Consider the following 15296-nt stretch of genomic DNA (forward strand, 5'->3'; position numbering starts at 1 on the left):
CATGAAGAGAAAACTCGTCGTCATCGGCGCCGGCATGGCCTCCGGGCGCATGCTCGAACATCTGTTCGAGGCCGAAGAACAGGCATTCGACGTGACCCTTTTCGGCGCAGAGCCGCGCGGCAACTACAACCGCATCATGCTGTCGCCGGTGCTGGCTGGAGAAAAGACCTTCGAGGAGATCGTCACCCATGATGCGCACTGGTATGCCGCCCATGACGTGACCTGCCGCTTCGGCGAGACGGTCACCAGGATCGACCGCCAGTCGAAGGTCGTCTTCTCCAAGGGCGGGGAAACCCCATACGACAAGCTGGTGATCGCCACGGGGTCCGCTCCCTTCATCATTCCCGTGGCGGGCAGGGACCTGCCCGGCGTGATGGCATTCCGCGACCTCGACGATGTCAATGCCATGGTGGCGGCAGCCGAGAGGCCCGGCGCAAGAGCCGTCGTCATCGGCGGCGGCCTTCTGGGGCTCGAAGCGGCGGCAGCCCTGCGCGCGCGCGGCATGGAGGTGGTGGTGCTACACCTGATGGGCCACCTGATGGAGCGCCAGCTCGACCCCGCCGCAGGCTATCTCCTGCAGAAGGAACTCGAGGGCCGCGGGATCAAGATCCACACAAAGGCGCAGACCAAGGCGATCCTCGGCGAGGATCGTGCAGAGGCCGTGCTTCTGGAGGATGGCACGGTCTATCCCGCAGACCTGGTGGTGATGGCTGTCGGCATTCGCCCTGAGACCCGTATCGCGGTGGATGCGGGGCTCGATGTCGAGCGTGGCATCGTCGTCAACGACCAGATGGTCAGCTCGGATCCCGACATCCTGGCCATCGGAGAGTGCGTGGAGCACGAGCGCATCTGCTACGGCCTTGTCGCCCCGCTTTACGACATGGCCAGGGTGGCCGCCAGGACGCTGCGCGGCATGCCGGCCGCCTTCCGTCCCGTCGAGACGGCAACGCAGCTCAAAGTAACCGGCGTAAACCTCTATTCTGCCGGCGATTTTGCCGATGGCGAGGATCGCGAGGAGATCGTTTTGCGCGATGCCTCCGCCGGCATCTACAAGCGGCTTGTGCTCAAGGACGACCGCATCCTCGGCGCCGTGCTTTATGGCGATACCGCCGATGGCGCCTGGTTCTTCGACCTGCTCAAGAAGGGCACGGACGTTTCGCAGATGCGCGAGACGCTCATCTTCGGCCAGGCCTATCAGGGAGGGGGTGAGGCGGACCCTATGGCGGCCGTTGCAGCCTTGCCGGATGATGCGGAGATCTGCGGCTGCAACGGCGTGTGCAAGGGAAAGATCGTCTCCACGATCCGGGAGAAGGGGCTGACGGCGCTCGACGATGTGCGCGCCCACACCAAGGCTTCTTCATCCTGCGGCACGTGCACGGGGCTCGTCGAGCAGCTGATGAAGCTGACACTGGGCGATGCCTATAATCCGACCACCGTTCAGCCCATGTGCGGCTGCACCGATCTCGGCCACGACGATGTGCGTCGCCTCATCAGGGCGAAGAAGCTCAAGACCATTCCCGCCGTCATGCAGGAACTGGAATGGAAGACCTCCTGCGGCTGCGCCAAATGCCGGCCGGCGCTCAACTACTACCTTGTCTGCGACTGGCCGGACGAATATGCCGACGACTACCAGTCGCGTTTCATCAATGAGCGCGTGCATGCAAACATCCAGAAGGACGGCACCTATTCCGTGGTGCCGCGCATGTGGGGCGGCGTCACCTCGGCGAGGGAGCTGCGTGCCATCGCCGACGTGGTGGACAAGTTCAACATTCCGACCGTGAAAGTCACCGGCGGCCAGCGCATCGACATGCTGGGCATCAGGAAGGAGGACCTGCCTGCCGTGTGGGCCGAGCTGGGCAAGGCCGGTTTCGTCTCCGGCCACGCCTATGCGAAGGGCCTGCGCACGGTGAAGACCTGCGTGGGCTCGGACTGGTGCCGTTTCGGCACGCAGGATTCCACCGGACTGGGCATCCGCATCGAGAAGTTCATGTGGGGCTCGTGGACGCCGGCCAAGGTGAAGATGGCGGTCTCGGGCTGCCCCAGAAACTGCGCGGAGGCCACCTGCAAGGATGTGGGCGTGATCTGCGTGGACTCCGGCTTTGAGATCCACTTCGCCGGCGCGGCCGGCCTCGACATCAAGGGCACCGAGAAGCTTGGCCTGGTGACGAGCGAGGACGAGGCGCTGGAGGTGATCGTGGCGCTTGTCCAGATGTATCGCGAGCAGGCGCGCTATCTGGAGCGCATCTACAAGTGGGCCAAGCGCGTCGGCTATGACGAAATCCGCCGTCAGGTGCTCGCCGACAAGGCACGGCGCAAGGAATATTTCGATCGCTTCGTCTTCTCCCAGAAGTTCGCCCAGGTCGATCCGTGGTCCGAGCGTGTCTCGGGGCGGGACAAGCACGAGTTCAAGCCGATGGCGGCAATCGGCTTTCCCCAGGCAGCGGAGTGAATGCGATGAACGATTGGGTGGAAATCGGCCGGCTCGACGACATTCCGCGCCGCGGGGCGCGCTGTGTTGAGACGCCCCTCGGCCGGGTCGCGGTTTTCCGCACGGCAAGCGACGAGGTCTATGCCATCGAAGACCGCTGTCCGCACAGGGGCGGGCCTCTCAGCCAGGGCATCGTGCACGGGGCGGAAGTGACCTGCCCGTTGCACAACTGGGTCTTTTCGCTGGAGACCGGCCTTGCGCAGGGGGCCGACGAGGGCGTCGTGCGCACCTTCGCGCTCAAGCGCGAGGGGGAGCGGATCTTCATGGATGCAACCACGGTGCTGGCAATGGCGGCGGAGTGAGCGCTCCCGCCACCCTCCCGGGCACCTTTCCAGCCGAATGAGGAAGCAGTCATGTCTTACGTTCAGCCGACGGACTTTGTCACCAAGATGATCGACTCGGGTGAGGCGAAGGTCTTCATGTCCACGCGAGACACGTTGATCCGCGCCTATATGGCGGGTGCCATCCTGGCGCTGGCGGCGGCCTTCGCTGTCACCATTTCGGTGCAGACGGGCGAGCCGCTCGCCGGGGCCATTCTCTTTCCCGTGGGTTTCTGCCTGCTCTACCTGATGGGCTTCGATCTTCTTACCGGCGTCTTCACCCTCGTGCCACTGGCGCTCATCGACAAGCGCCCGGGCGTGACGTTCGGGGGTGTCATGCGCAACTGGGGCCTTGTCTTCATCGGCAATTTCGCCGGCGCGCTCACCGTGGCGGTGATGATGGCCATCATCTTCACCTTTGGCTTCTCGACGGAGCCGAACGCCGTCGGCCAGAAGATTGGCACCATAGGGGAGGGGCGCACCGTGGGGTACGCCGCCCATGGCGCGGCAGGCATGCTCACGCTCTTCATTCGCGGGGTGCTGTGCAACTGGATGGTCTCGACCGGTGTCGTTGCCGCGATGATGTCGAATTCCGTCTCGGGCAAGGTCATCGGCATGTGGATGCCCATCATGCTGTTTTTCTATATGGGCTTCGAGCATTCCATCGTGAATATGTTCCTGTTCCCCTCGGGGTTGATGCTCGGCGGCGATTTCTCGGTGACGGACTATCTACTGTGGAACGAGATCCCGACGGTGGTCGGCAATCTGGTGGGCGGGCTCACCTTTGTCGGCCTCACCCTTTACGCCACGCACCATCGCACCGGGCAGAGGCACGAGCCGCGAGCCGGCAAGATGGGCGAACCCGTGCGCGTTCCGGCGGAGTAGGGCTGCGCCATGAGGCATGAGGCCGGCACGGCGACGAAGACCACCTGTCCCTATTGCGGCGTGGGCTGCGGCATCATCGCGACGCCGCGCCCGAATGGCTCCGTCTCGATCGAGGGCGATCCCGAGCACCCGGCAAATTTCGGCAGGCTGTGCTCGAAAGGCTCGGCGCTGGCGGAGACACTGGGCACGGATGAGCGGCTGCTCTACCCGCAGATCGGCGGGCGCCGGGCTGCCTGGGACGAGGCGCTCGACCTCGTGGCCGACAGGTTTTCGGCGGCGATTGCCGAGCACGGGCCGGATTCGGTCGCCTTCTATGTCTCCGGCCAGCTGCTGACCGAGGATTACTATGTCGCCAACAAGCTGATGAAGGGTTTCATCGGCTCGGCCAATATCGACACCAATTCCAGGCTTTGCATGGCCTCCTCCGTGGCCGGACACCGCCGCGCCTTCGGTTCGGACACCGTGCCGGGCATCTATGAGGATCTGGAGCTGGCGGATCTCGTCGTGCTCGTCGGCTCCAACCTTGCCTGGTGCCATCCGGTTCTATACCAGCGGCTGGCGGCGGCGAAGGAGAAACGGCCCGAGATGAAGGTCGTGCTCATCGACCCACGCCGCACGATGACGGCCGATCTCGCGGACCTGCATCTGGCCATCGCGCCGGACGGGGATGGAGTCCTGTTCGCCGGGCTTCTGCTCTACCTTGCCAATTCCGATGCGATTGCAAACGGTTACATCGAACAGCACACAAATGGATTCAAGCAGGCGCTGGATGCCGCGCGCGGCCTGGACATCGCGCGCGTGGCGCAGGAGACGGGACTTCCAGCGCAGCAGGTGGAAGCGTTCTATCGCCTTTTCGCCGCACGCGAGCGCACCGTCACGGTCTACAGCCAGGGGGTGAACCAGTCGGCGCTCGGCACCGACAAGGTCAACGCCATCATCAACTGCCATCTGGCCACCGGCCGCATCGGCCGCCCGGGCATGGGGCCGTTCTCCGTCACCGGACAGCCGAACGCCATGGGCGGGCGCGAGGTGGGCGGACTTGCCAACATGCTGGCCGCGCACATGGATCTGGAGAACGCCGCGCACCGGGCGCTGGTGCAGCGCTTCTGGCGTTCCCCGCGCATGGCGGACAGGCCGGGGCTGAAGGCGGTGGAGATGTTCAAGGCCGTGGCCGACGGGCGCATCAGGGCGCTGTGGATCATGGCCACCAACCCGGTCGATTCGCTGCCCGATGCAGACGCGGTGGCGGCCGCCCTGCGCGATTGCCCGTTCGTGGTCGTCTCCGACATTGCGAGCGCCACGGACACCCTGCGCCACGCCCATGTGACGCTGCCTTCCGCAGGCTGGGGGGAGAAGGACGGCACGGTGACGAACTCCGAAAGACGCATCTCCCGACAGCGCGCCTTTCTCCAACCGCCCGGCGAGGCGCGGCCCGACTGGTGGCAGATCGCGCAGGTGGCGCAGCGCATGGGCTTTGCGGATGCCTTCTCCTATGCTGGCCCGGCCGACATCTTCCGCGAACACGCGGCGCTTTCGGCCTGTGAGAACGAGGGCACGCGCGACTTCGACATCGGTCTTCATGCCGGGATCGAAGCTGCGGACTACGCGATGATGCGCCCGTTTCAGTGGCCGGCGCGCGAGGGGGAAGAGGTATCCCGCCTCTTCGCCGCCGGCGGTTTCTATACGCCCGACCGGCGCGCCCGCTTCGTCGCCGTTTCACCCCGGCGCCGGCAGGTTTGCGACACCCGCTATCCCATGGTTCTCAACACCGGACGGGTGCGCGACCACTGGCACACGATGACGCGCACGGGAAAGAGCGCGCGGCTTTCCGCGCATCTGGCCGAGCCGTATGGCGAGCTGCATCCGGCGGATGCGCAACGCCTGGGCGTCGGTGAGGCGGAGATCGTGCACGTGGAAAGTCCCCATGGCGCCGTTCTGGTGCGCGCGCTCGTCTCGCCCCGCCAGCAGCAGGGCTCGATCTTCGTACCCATGCACTGGACGGACCAGTTTTGCGCGCGCGGCCGGGTGGACGCGCTGGTGCCGGCTCTTACCGATCCCGTCTCGGGCCAGCCGGCGTTGAAGAATGTGGCGGTGCGGTTCTCCCGCTTTGCCGCAGCCTGGTATGGCTTTGCCGTGGCGGCAGAGCGGCCACGGGCCGAAGACTTCGACTATTGGGCGCTGGCGCGCTGTGTGGGGGGCTGGCGGCTGGAGCTGGCCCATGGTGCGCCGCATGATGCGCCCGAGGCCTTGTTGCGGAATATGATGGCATCGCACCCCCCGAATCTGGAGTTCATCGCCTTTCACGATGAGCGGCGGGGAACCCACCGGGTGGCTGCCTTCGCCGGCACGCGGCTTTTGGGTGCGCTCTATCTTTCGCGCACGCCGGTTGCGGTGTCGCGCGGGTTCGTCGTCGAGCAGCTTGCTCGCGCGCACGCCGAGGCGCGGTCGCGCTTCAGGGTGGTTGCCGGGCGGGCCGGCGCGGACCGGCCCGACCCGGGTGCAACCGTCTGTTCCTGCTTCGGTGTCGGCGCCAACCAGATTGCGGCTGCGGCGCGCGCCGGCTGCAACAGCGTGGCGGCCATCGGCGAGGCGTTGCAGGCAGGCACGAATTGTGGCTCGTGCCGTGCCGAGATCCGGCAGATTGTGGAGGCGGCGCGTCCGGCTGCGGCTGCAGAGTAGGCGTGCCGCCCGTGGGGCCTGTGGTCTGACCGAAACAGATGGGTACCATCCGTTGGGATCGCGCCGCTAGATCAGCATCAACCCCTTCATGCTGGCATGGCCGTTCTTGCCGATGATGATGTGATCGTGGACGGTGATCCCGAGCGGTGCGGCGGTGGCGATGATGGTCTTGGTCATCTCGATGTCGGCACGAGAGGGGGTGGGGTCGCCGGAAGGATGGTTGTGCACCAGAATGATGGCGCTGGCGGAAAGCTCCAGCGCCCGGCGCACCACCTCGCGCGGGTAGACCGGGGTGTGGTCCACCGTGCCCGTCTGCTGGCGCTCGTCGCGGATGAGGCCGTTCTTCTTGTCCAGGAAGAGGATGCGAAATTCCTCGCGGTCCTGATAGGCCATGGCGGCGCGACAGTAGTCGAGCACCTGCGACCAGGAGGACAGCACATGCCGCCCCCGCACTTCGGCGCGCAGCATCCGCTGGGTGAGGGCGGCAATCAGCTTGAGATCGCGGGCCGCCGCGTCGCCGATACCGGGCACCTCCTTCAGCCGGCTTTGCGGCGCGCCCAAAACCTCGCCGATGGAGCCGAACCGTTCCAGAAGAGCCTTGGCCGGCGCCTTGGTGTCGGCGCGCGGCACCGAGCGGAACAGCACCATCTCCAGAAGCTCGTAGTCGGCCAACGCGTCCGGCCCGGCCTCGTCAAAGCGCTGACGCAGGCGCTCGCGATGGCCCTCATAATGCTTCTTCACCTTCGGCGCCTTGCGCGGCGCGCCAAAGGGGCCGCCGTCGAAAAATCCCCGCTCGTCGTCGCTCATCAACCGCCCCGCCACCAGACGCCTCGGATGTAATCTAGGAGGCCAGTCCGGGCCGGTCCAGCCCTGCCGGGGAGAGGGTGAACACCTCGCATCCATCCTCGGTGACGCCGATCGAATGCTCGTACTGGGCGGAGAGCGAGCGGTCGCGGGTGACCGCGGTCCAGCCGTCGGACAACACCTTCACGTGCGGACGGCCAAGATTGATCATCGGTTCGATGGTAAAGATCATGCCGGGGCGCATCTCCACTCCGTCATTGGGGTTGCCGTAGTGGAGGATGTTGGGCGCGTCGTGGAAGAGCCGTCCGAGGCCGTGGCCGCAGAAGTCCCGCACCACGGAGCAGCGCTGGCTTTCCGCATAGGCCTGGATGGCCGCGCCGATGGCGCCGGTGCGCGCGCCGGGCTTCACCGCCGCCACGCCGCGCATGAGGCACTCATGGGTGACTTCCAGAAGCCGCTCTGCGGCACGCTTGATGCGCCCCACGGGATACATGCGGCTGGAATCGCCATGCCAGCCGTCGAGCACATAGGTGACGTCGATGTTGACGATGTCGCCTTCCTTCAGCGGCTTGTCATCCGGGATGCCATGGCAGACCACGTGATTGATGGAGGTGCAGGTGGATTTCGTGTAGCCGCGATAGTTCAGCGTGGCCGGAATCGCGCCATGATCCATGCCGAACTCGAAGACGAAACGGTCGATCGCGTTCGTCGTCACACCCGGCTTGACGAAGTCGGCAAGCTCGTCGAGGCAACGCGCGGTGAGCCGGCAGGCCCGGCGCATGCCTTCGAAGCCCTCCTCCCCATAAAGGCGAATCTGGCCGGTGTTGCGCAGGGGCGCCGTTTCCGCGTCGAGATAGGTGACCATCGGCTTCCGTCTTGATCGTTCGGTCTGATGTGACCCAGAGCCACAGATTTGGCACCGTATCACGAAAGCTTCAACCCCGGCAGGCCGCGACTTGCAGATTGAGAGGGCTGATTGAGCGGGCGAGGGGCTCTTCTGCCGGTCGAAATTGCGCGGCGCCCGCCTTATCTATATCCGGCCTGAACCCCATTCCCAGAGTTTTTCATGAGCAAGAACACCACCCGGCGCGCCCTTGTGCTCTTCAATCCCAAGGCCAGACGCGGCGGGGAGTCGATCAAGCCGGTTGTCGAGCGGCTGGAGGCCGGCGGACTTGCCGTCACGGTCGAGCCTTTCGAGGCTTTGCCGGAGATTGCCCGGGACATCGTGCGTCTGCGCAACACGGCCGATCTCGTCGTCGTGTGCGGCGGTGATGGCTCGGTGTCTTCCGCGGCCATGGCGGTGATGGAAAGCGGGTTGCCCATGGGCATCATCCCCATGGGCACCGCCAACGATCTGGCCCGCACACTTGCCATACCCATGGATCTGCAGGAGGCGGCAGAGGTGATCGTCAAAGGGCGCACGCGCCGCATCGACATGGGCACGGTCAACGGACATGCCTTCTTCAACGTGGCGAGCATCGGACTGAGCACCAAGCTCGCCCAGGGACTGGACCCGGCCTTGAAGAGGCGCTTCGGGCGCCTGGGCTACGCGCTGGCGGCGATCAAGGTGCTGGCCGGTGCCTCTCGGTTCCGTGCCCGGATCGCCGAGAAGGGGCAGGTGACCGAGGTGGAGACCTATCAGATTGCCGTTGGAAACGGCCGGCACTACGGCGGTGGCAATGTGGTGGAGGAGACCGCCGAAATCGACGACGGCCATCTCGACCTCTACAGCCTCGAAATGTCCAATCTTTGGAAGCTGGCGCTGATGATCCGATCCTTCCGCTCGGGCAGGCATGGCGCCTGGAAGGAGGTACGGACCGCGCGCTGCGTGGAGTTCGACATCGAGACGAAGGCGCCGATGCCGGTCAATGCGGATGGCGAGATCGTCACCTCCACGCCGGCGCACTTCAAGGTGCACCCCAGAGCCATTTCCGTCTTCACGCCATAGGAACGGCTGGCTTCAAGCGGGCGCTGCCACATCCTCCATTTCGATCAGGCGATCGGGCACGATGGCGCGTGGACTGACATCGCAGGCAATCGCAAAGGCTTCCAGTCCGGCCTGGCGGGCCCGCGCGAAGGTGGCGGCATAGGCGGGATCGAGATCGGCACACAGTCGGAAACGATGGCAGTCGCCGCGTTGCACCACATAGACCATCACGGCGCGGGCGCCGGCAGCCCGCATGGCGGCCAGCTCGTCGAGATGGCGGGCGCCGCGCGCCGTCACCGTGTCGGGAAATTCCGCCACGCCCTTCTGGCGCATATAGTGGACGTTCTTAACCTCCACATAGGCGGGGGGCCGGTCGGGATGTTCGAGAAGAAAGTCGATGCGCGAGCGTTCGCCATAGCGCTGCTCGGGCCTCACCACCGGATACGAGCCCAGATCGCCGATGAGCCCAGCTCGCATCGCCTCTGCCGCCAGCCTGTTGGGCAGGCCCGTGTTGATGCCGACCAGCGTTCCATCGGCCTCCACGATCTCCAGCGAATGGGCGTATTTGCGCTTCGGGTTGTCCGATCTGGAAAGCAGCACCCGGGCGCCGGGCGTCGTCAGGCCCAACATGGAGCCGGTGTTGGGAACGGCCACGGTGAGACCCGTACCGTCGGCAAGCGTGACATCGGCGAGAAAGCGCTTGTAGCGCCGCACCAGGCGCGCCTCGATAAGCGGGGAGGAGAATTCCATGGGCCAGACCCTCGGCAGAAAGCCGCCTGAACGCGCGGCCGGGCCTTGGTGAAACAGAATGCAACGATCCGCAAGACGCGCCCGCCGCCTGCGTGGACACTGTCGTGAAAGATCGCTGGCACGCCCAACGGGACTCGAACCCGTGTTTCCGCCGTGAAAGGGCGGCGTCCTAGACCGCTAGACGATGGGCGCGGGCAAGACGAGGCGCCTTATAGAGAGCTTCGCGCCCGCCCGCAAGCCGTGTCGTCGGACCGGAGGGGACTTTTTCGCGATTTCCGGGCGCTTGCGCTCTCCAACTCTGCGCATGGCGTTGTCCGCAGGCGGCTTCCGGTTCCGGGTGAAGGGGTCAGCGCTTGCGGCGGCAGCGCCAGTTCCAGTCGCGTTCCGGCCCGATGTCCACATGCACCGACTTGGTGTGGCAATAGGTGCCAACGCCGCCGCGTCCCGGCAGCGCGCGGACATAGCGGGCCAGCTCCCACTTGCTGACGCCGGGAACCTGAATGTCGGCTGCCGCGCAGTACATGTGCATGGAGTTGCGCGCGCCGCGCACCCGCCTGTTGTATTCCGGGCTGCGATAGCCGGAGGTGACCACCACGCGCTTTCCGTAGTGGCGCTCGATATTCTTGAGCATGCGCACCAATGCCGGCTTGAAGCAGGAGACATCCACGCTTTCACGCTGCTTGAGAAGGCCATGCGGGGCGAGCCGGGCGAGGCCGGCCGCGGAAGCGACCTCATAGGTGGCTTCCTGCTCGTAAAGGTCGCTGATGTCGCCGATTTCCGACTTTCGCACGATGTCGAAGAGCGCCTCGTTCTCGCGCACACCGGGCAGTGCCTCACCGCTGAAGGAGGCGCGAACGAGCCTGGCATCACCGCCGGCGGCGAGCGTAACCTTTGGCTTCTCGGCCGTGTCCGGCTCCTGCGGCTCGGCAACCGCCGCCTCGGCCACCGCGCTGTCGAAGGGATCGTGCTCGCGTGGTGCAGCTTCGGCAGGCGAGAAGAAGGCGGCAAGGAATCCACGCTTTGCCGGCCGGTCTTCCTGTTCCCCATCCTCGGGCGCAGCTTCGGCCACCTGTTTCGGCGCGCCGTCCCCGTCTTCCTTTTCGGCTGCGGCCGGCGGATCCGCCCTCTGCGTCTCCTCCTCAGGCGACGTCACCTTGGAGGTGGCAACCGTCTCGTCCGCATCCTCCGGGCGGGCATCCGCCGAAGGCGTGCTGGCAGACGTGAACAGACTGGCCAGGAAACCGCGTTTGTCGGGTGGCCGGGGTGAGTCGGCTGCCTTCTCTGGCGCAGGTGGACGCGCCGCCTCCTGCTCCTCTCCTTCCGATGGCAGTTCGGACAGTCCCGCGGTGTCGGTGGCCGCTTCTTTGGCCTGTGACGCTTCGGCGGTAGTTTCGTCGGGACGGGGCGAGGGGTGGATCTCTCCTGCCCCGACCAGTGCCACCTCATGCAGGCCGGCGCCACCCGCGTCTTCGCCACTCAATTCCTGGGATGCAGGCGCAAGGCCCAGTTCCACTGCCGGATCGGAGGACGCCGCGCAGGAAGCCAGCACCGCGCAGGCAATCACCGCGCCTACGGTGCGCCACCTCGCCGAATCGCAATGAGCACTTTTCCCGACCGCGGCCGGTCCCCTGGCAATCAACAGCTTTCCTTCTCGGCAGGCGGTTCTGCGGAACTACCCCCGCACGCGTCGCTCGTTCCCCCCGACGCACCCGGACGACAATGAAGGAGTGGTAACGAAATTGTGCTCCTCTTGCAACATCTTGTGGAAAATCGTCATGGCGGCTGTCTCCGCCAGTCCGTGTTGCTGCGGCGAAACGGCGCTGGGGAATGTGCTCAGGCCCGAACCTTCACGTAGCTGCCCGGGGCATCGCCCAGCATCTTTCGCCGCCGGTCGAGCTTGCGCGCCGGCACGCGTGTCGGATCGAGGCCCTCGATCCATCCGTGCCAGTGCGGCCACCAGGAGCCATCGGCGGCCTTGGCGGCTGCGATCCACTCCTCAAGCGTTTCGCGAGCGCCGCCACCCGTCCAGTGACCATATTTGCCGAGACTCGGGGGATTGATGACGCCGGCAATGTGGCCGGAGCCGGCGAGCACGAACTCCACCGGCCCGCCGAACAGCTTGGCGCCGAGAAAGACCGACTTTGCCGGCGCGATGTGGTCGTCGATGGTCGCCAGCATGTAGATCGGCACCTTGATGTCGGAAAGCGAGAGGCGGCGCCCGCACAGTTTTGCCCGACCCTCCGCCAGATTGTTCTCCAGATAGCAGTTGCGCAGGTAGTAGGAATGGTTGGCGGCCGCCATGCGTGTGGAGTCGGCGTTCCAGTACAGCAGGTCGAAGGGCAGGGGGTCGCGCCCGCGCAGGTAGTTGTTGACGACATAGGGCCAGATGAGATCGCGCGCGCGCAGCATGTTGAAGGCGGTCGCCATGTGGCTGCCTTCCAGATAGCCTTTTTCCTTCATCGCCCGGTCGAGGGCATCCACCTGCTCGCGGTCCGCGAACACCTTGAGGTCGCCCGCGTGGGTGAAATCCACCTGGGTGGCGAGGAGCGTGGCGGAGGCAATCCGCGCGTCGTTCTCCTGCGCCATCAGGGCAAGGCCGGCCGCCAGAAGCGTGCCGCCCACGCAATAGCCGAGCGCGTTGACCTGCTTCTCGCCGGTCCGCTTGCCGATCGTATCGAGCGCGAAGCGGATTCCTTCGTGGAAATATTCGTCCCAACCCTTGTCGCCATGCCGGGCGTCGGGATTGACCCAGGAGATGACGAACACGGTGTGTCCCTGCTCCACGGCCCAGCGGATGAAGGAGCGCTGTGGATTGAGATCGAGCACATAGAACTTGTTGATCCATGGCGGCACGATCAGGAGAGGTCTTTTGAGAACCTTCTCCGTGGCCGGCATGTACTGGATGATCTCGACCAGATCGTTGCGCGCCACCACCTTGCCGGGCGTTACCGCCAGGTTTCGCCCCAGCTCGAACTTCGTGTAGTCCGACTGGCGCAGCTTGAGTTCGCCCTTTCCGGCGGCGATGTCCTCGGCCAGCATTCGCATGCCGCGCACAAGGTTCTCGCCATCCGACTCGAAGGTCTCGCGCAGGAGCTCGGGATTGGTCATGATGAAGTTGGTGGGCGCGAGGGCCTCGCTCACCTGCTGCACATAGAAGCGGGCCTTCTGGCGCGACTGATCGTCCAGTCCCTCGGCATTCTCCACCAGTTCCGCCGCCCAGCGCGCGGTCACAAGATAGGCCTGCTTCAGGAAGTCGAAGAAGGCGTTCTTCGCCCAGTCCGGATCCTGGAAGCGTCTGTCTCCCGGCTCGGGCTTTATGGCGCTGTCTTCGCTGTCCTCGCCGCGAATGCGGCGGATGGAGTTTGCCCAGATGCCCATATAGCCGGAGAACAGGCGCGTCTGCGCCTCCAGCGCGCGGGCCGGATCCGACACCCAGTACTCGGTGAGCCTGGAGAAGGTCTTGACCATGTCGGCAAGCGGCTCGGTCATGGTGTCGCGCCTTTCGCCCTGCTCGCGCGGACGCGACCAGGCCGCCGCCGCCCTGCCGGCCTCCTCGATCGCGCGGGCAAGATTGAGCGCGAAGCGCTCGGGATCGCGCACCATGTAGCGCTCGAGCCCGGTCTCCTCGGGTTGACGCTTGTTCTGGTCGCCGGACTGCATCATTCTTCGTGCCTGATTTCCCGTGGACGCCAAATTGCCATAATAACATCTAGGGTAGCCGCTTAGCGGAAAAACAATATGAAAATCGCATATCGAGAGCGAATTTCCTTCTCATTCCTGGGCACGGGACTCATCGTGATGCCTCTTGCGCTGGCGGCGGCATCCTGTTCGACGCTCGCGCTGGAAGATGCCGCGCCCACGACGCTTGCCGCCGCGCCGGATCGTCCCCTGCAGCCCGATGGCTACCCCAACCTCAATGTGCCCATGGAGGCGGCCGCACCCCAGATTGCGGAGGACGAGCGGCAGCGCACCGTCGAGGAACTCGACGCCTTGCGCAGGAAGCAGCAGGCGCAGGCGGGTGTATCCGCCGCCGAGAGCGAGGCCGAACGGCTGCACGCCCTTGCCCGCTCGCACGCCGAGCAGGCGCTCAGGGAAATCGAGGCCACGGAATAGATCGCCCCGACGCGGGCTATCGACCGGTCCCGAGAACGGGTGTATAGGCGCGGGAAGCAACTTTTTACCGGAAACGAGGCCATGGAAGAGTTTCACAAGGTCCGCAGGCTGCCGCCCTACGTGTTTGAGCAGGTCAACCGGCTGAAGGCCAGCGCCCGCTCGCGCGGCGCCGACATCATAGACCTTGGCATGGGCAACCCGGATCTTCCCACTCCGAAGGCCATCGTGGACAAGCTGTGCGACGTGGTGCGCGACCCGCGCACGCACCGCTATTCCACCTCGCGCGGCATTCCTGGCCTGCGTCGTGCGCAGGCGGCCTATTATGCGCGCCGCTTCGGCGTGAAGCTCGACCCGGAGACGCAGGTGGTGGCCACTCTCGGCTCCAAGGAAGGGTTTGCCAACATGGCGCAGGCCATCACGGCGCCGGGCGATGTGGTGCTGTGCCCCAATCCGACCTATCCCATTCATGCCTTCGGCTTCATCATGTCGGGCGGCGTCATCCGCTCCATCCAGGCCGAGCCGGACGACGGCTTCATTCCGGCGCTGGAGCGGGCGGTGCGCCACTCCATCCCCAAGCCGCTGGCACTGATCCTGAACTATCCCTCCAATCCGACGGCGTGCGTGGCTTCGCTCGATTTCTACAAGGATATCGTGGCCTTTGCCCGCAAGAACGACATCATCATCCTGTCCGATCTTGCCTATGCGGAGATCTATTTCGACGGCAATCCGCCGCCTTCCGTGCTTCAGGTGCCGGGTGCGATGGACGTGACGGTCGAATTCACCTCCATGTCCAAGACATTCTCCATGCCGGGCTGGCGCATGGGATTTGCCGTCGGCAACGAGCGGCTGATCGCGGCGCTGGCGCGCGTGAAATCCTATCTCGACTATGGTGCCTTTACGCCCATCCAGGTTGCCGCCGCCGCCGCGCTCAACTCCGACGGCGCCGAGATCGAGGAGGTGCGCTCGGTGTATCACCGCCGCCGCGACGTGCTGGTAGAGTCTTTCGGCCGCGCCGGCTGGCAGGTGCCGCCGCCGCCGGCCACCATGTTCGCGTGGGCGCCCATACCGGAGCCGTTCCGCCAGCTCGGTTCGCTCGAGTTTTCCAAGCTGCTCGTGGAAAAGGCCGAGGTCGCTGTGGCCCCCGGTGTCGGCTTCGGCGAGCACGGCGATGACTATGTGCGCATCGCGCTGGTGGAAAACGAGCATCGCATCCGCCAGGCGGCGCGTTCCATCAAGCGCTTCCTCGCCACGGCTGAGAAGACGCTCGACAACGTCATCCTGCTTGCCGCGCGGCGCTGACCTCCCGCAGCATCTCGAACAGAAAACCGAA

The 15296-nt window shown here is 65.4% G+C and carries 12 protein-coding genes and 1 tRNA gene; 7 read left to right on the forward strand and 6 right to left on the reverse strand.

Annotation, left to right across the window (positions count from 1 at the left end):
- The first annotated feature begins 1 nt into the window (after window position 1).
- From nirB to NYR58_RS01980, 4 genes are read left to right on the forward strand one after another with little or no spacing between them, the layout of a single operon-like run.
- A complete protein-coding gene (gene nirB, locus NYR58_RS01965; protein WP_261518721.1) occupies window positions 2-2449 on the forward strand; it encodes a nitrite reductase large subunit NirB in 2448 nt (815 codons plus the stop codon).
- A gap of 5 nt (window positions 2450-2454) precedes the next feature.
- Window positions 2455-2790, forward strand: coding sequence for a nitrite reductase small subunit NirD (gene nirD / locus NYR58_RS01970; RefSeq protein ID WP_261518722.1), 336 nt, complete (start codon window positions 2455-2457; stop codon window positions 2788-2790).
- A gap of 51 nt (window positions 2791-2841) precedes the next feature.
- Window positions 2842-3693 carry a formate/nitrite transporter family protein gene (locus tag NYR58_RS01975; RefSeq protein WP_261518725.1) on the forward strand — a complete coding sequence of 284 codons (852 nt, stop codon included), beginning with the start codon at window positions 2842-2844 and terminating at the stop codon, window positions 3691-3693.
- Window positions 3694-3702: 9 nt separating this feature from the next.
- Window positions 3703-6372, forward strand: coding sequence for a nitrate reductase (locus tag NYR58_RS01980; RefSeq protein ID WP_261518726.1), 2670 nt, complete (start codon window positions 3703-3705; stop codon window positions 6370-6372).
- A 66-nt stretch (window positions 6373-6438) separates the two neighbouring features.
- On the opposite strand, the gene radC is transcribed toward NYR58_RS01980, so the two are convergent.
- Window positions 6439-7179: a RadC family protein gene (radC, locus tag NYR58_RS01985; RefSeq protein WP_261518730.1), complete on the reverse strand. Its 741-nt coding sequence runs from the start codon at window positions 7177-7179 to the stop codon at window positions 6439-6441.
- Between the two features lie 34 nt (window positions 7180-7213).
- Entirely contained in the window at window positions 7214-8041 is an 828-nt protein-coding gene (gene map, locus NYR58_RS01990; RefSeq protein WP_261518731.1) for a type I methionyl aminopeptidase, read from the reverse strand.
- A 201-nt stretch (window positions 8042-8242) separates the two neighbouring features.
- Here map and NYR58_RS01995 point away from each other — a divergent pair, with 201 nt between their 5' ends.
- Window positions 8243-9124 carry a lipid kinase gene (locus NYR58_RS01995; protein ID WP_261518732.1) on the forward strand — a complete coding sequence of 294 codons (882 nt, stop codon included), beginning with the start codon at window positions 8243-8245 and terminating at the stop codon, window positions 9122-9124.
- Window positions 9125-9136: 12 nt separating this feature from the next.
- Here the strand turns inward: NYR58_RS01995 and sfsA are convergent, their stop codons facing one another.
- The 4 genes from sfsA to NYR58_RS02015 all read right to left on the reverse strand — a co-directional run bounded on the left by sfsA (window position 9137) and on the right by NYR58_RS02015 (window position 13516).
- Window positions 9137-9853: a DNA/RNA nuclease SfsA gene (sfsA, locus tag NYR58_RS02000; RefSeq protein WP_261518733.1), complete on the reverse strand. Its 717-nt coding sequence runs from the start codon at window positions 9851-9853 to the stop codon at window positions 9137-9139.
- A gap of 116 nt (window positions 9854-9969) precedes the next feature.
- A tRNA-Glu gene (locus NYR58_RS02005) sits at window positions 9970-10045 on the reverse strand.
- Window positions 10046-10199: 154 nt separating this feature from the next.
- Window positions 10200-11492 carry a D-Ala-D-Ala carboxypeptidase family metallohydrolase gene (locus NYR58_RS02010; RefSeq protein WP_261518734.1) on the reverse strand — a complete coding sequence of 431 codons (1293 nt, stop codon included), beginning with the start codon at window positions 11490-11492 and terminating at the stop codon, window positions 10200-10202.
- Window positions 11493-11686: 194 nt separating this feature from the next.
- Window positions 11687-13516 carry a PHA/PHB synthase family protein gene (locus tag NYR58_RS02015; protein ID WP_261518735.1) on the reverse strand — a complete coding sequence of 610 codons (1830 nt, stop codon included), beginning with the start codon at window positions 13514-13516 and terminating at the stop codon, window positions 11687-11689.
- A gap of 75 nt (window positions 13517-13591) precedes the next feature.
- Here NYR58_RS02015 and NYR58_RS02020 point away from each other — a divergent pair, with 75 nt between their 5' ends.
- Together NYR58_RS02020 and NYR58_RS02025 are read left to right on the forward strand one after the other, a co-directional pair.
- A complete protein-coding gene (locus NYR58_RS02020) occupies window positions 13592-13966 on the forward strand; it encodes a hypothetical protein (protein ID WP_261518736.1) in 375 nt (124 codons plus the stop codon).
- Window positions 13967-14047: 81 nt separating this feature from the next.
- Window positions 14048-15265 carry an LL-diaminopimelate aminotransferase gene (locus NYR58_RS02025; RefSeq protein ID WP_261518738.1) on the forward strand — a complete coding sequence of 406 codons (1218 nt, stop codon included), beginning with the start codon at window positions 14048-14050 and terminating at the stop codon, window positions 15263-15265.
- Window positions 15266-15296: the final 31 nt, after the last annotated feature.

This window comes from Chelativorans intermedius (genome assembly GCF_025398255.1).
Taxonomy (GTDB): domain Bacteria; phylum Pseudomonadota; class Alphaproteobacteria; order Rhizobiales; family Rhizobiaceae; genus Chelativorans; species Chelativorans intermedius.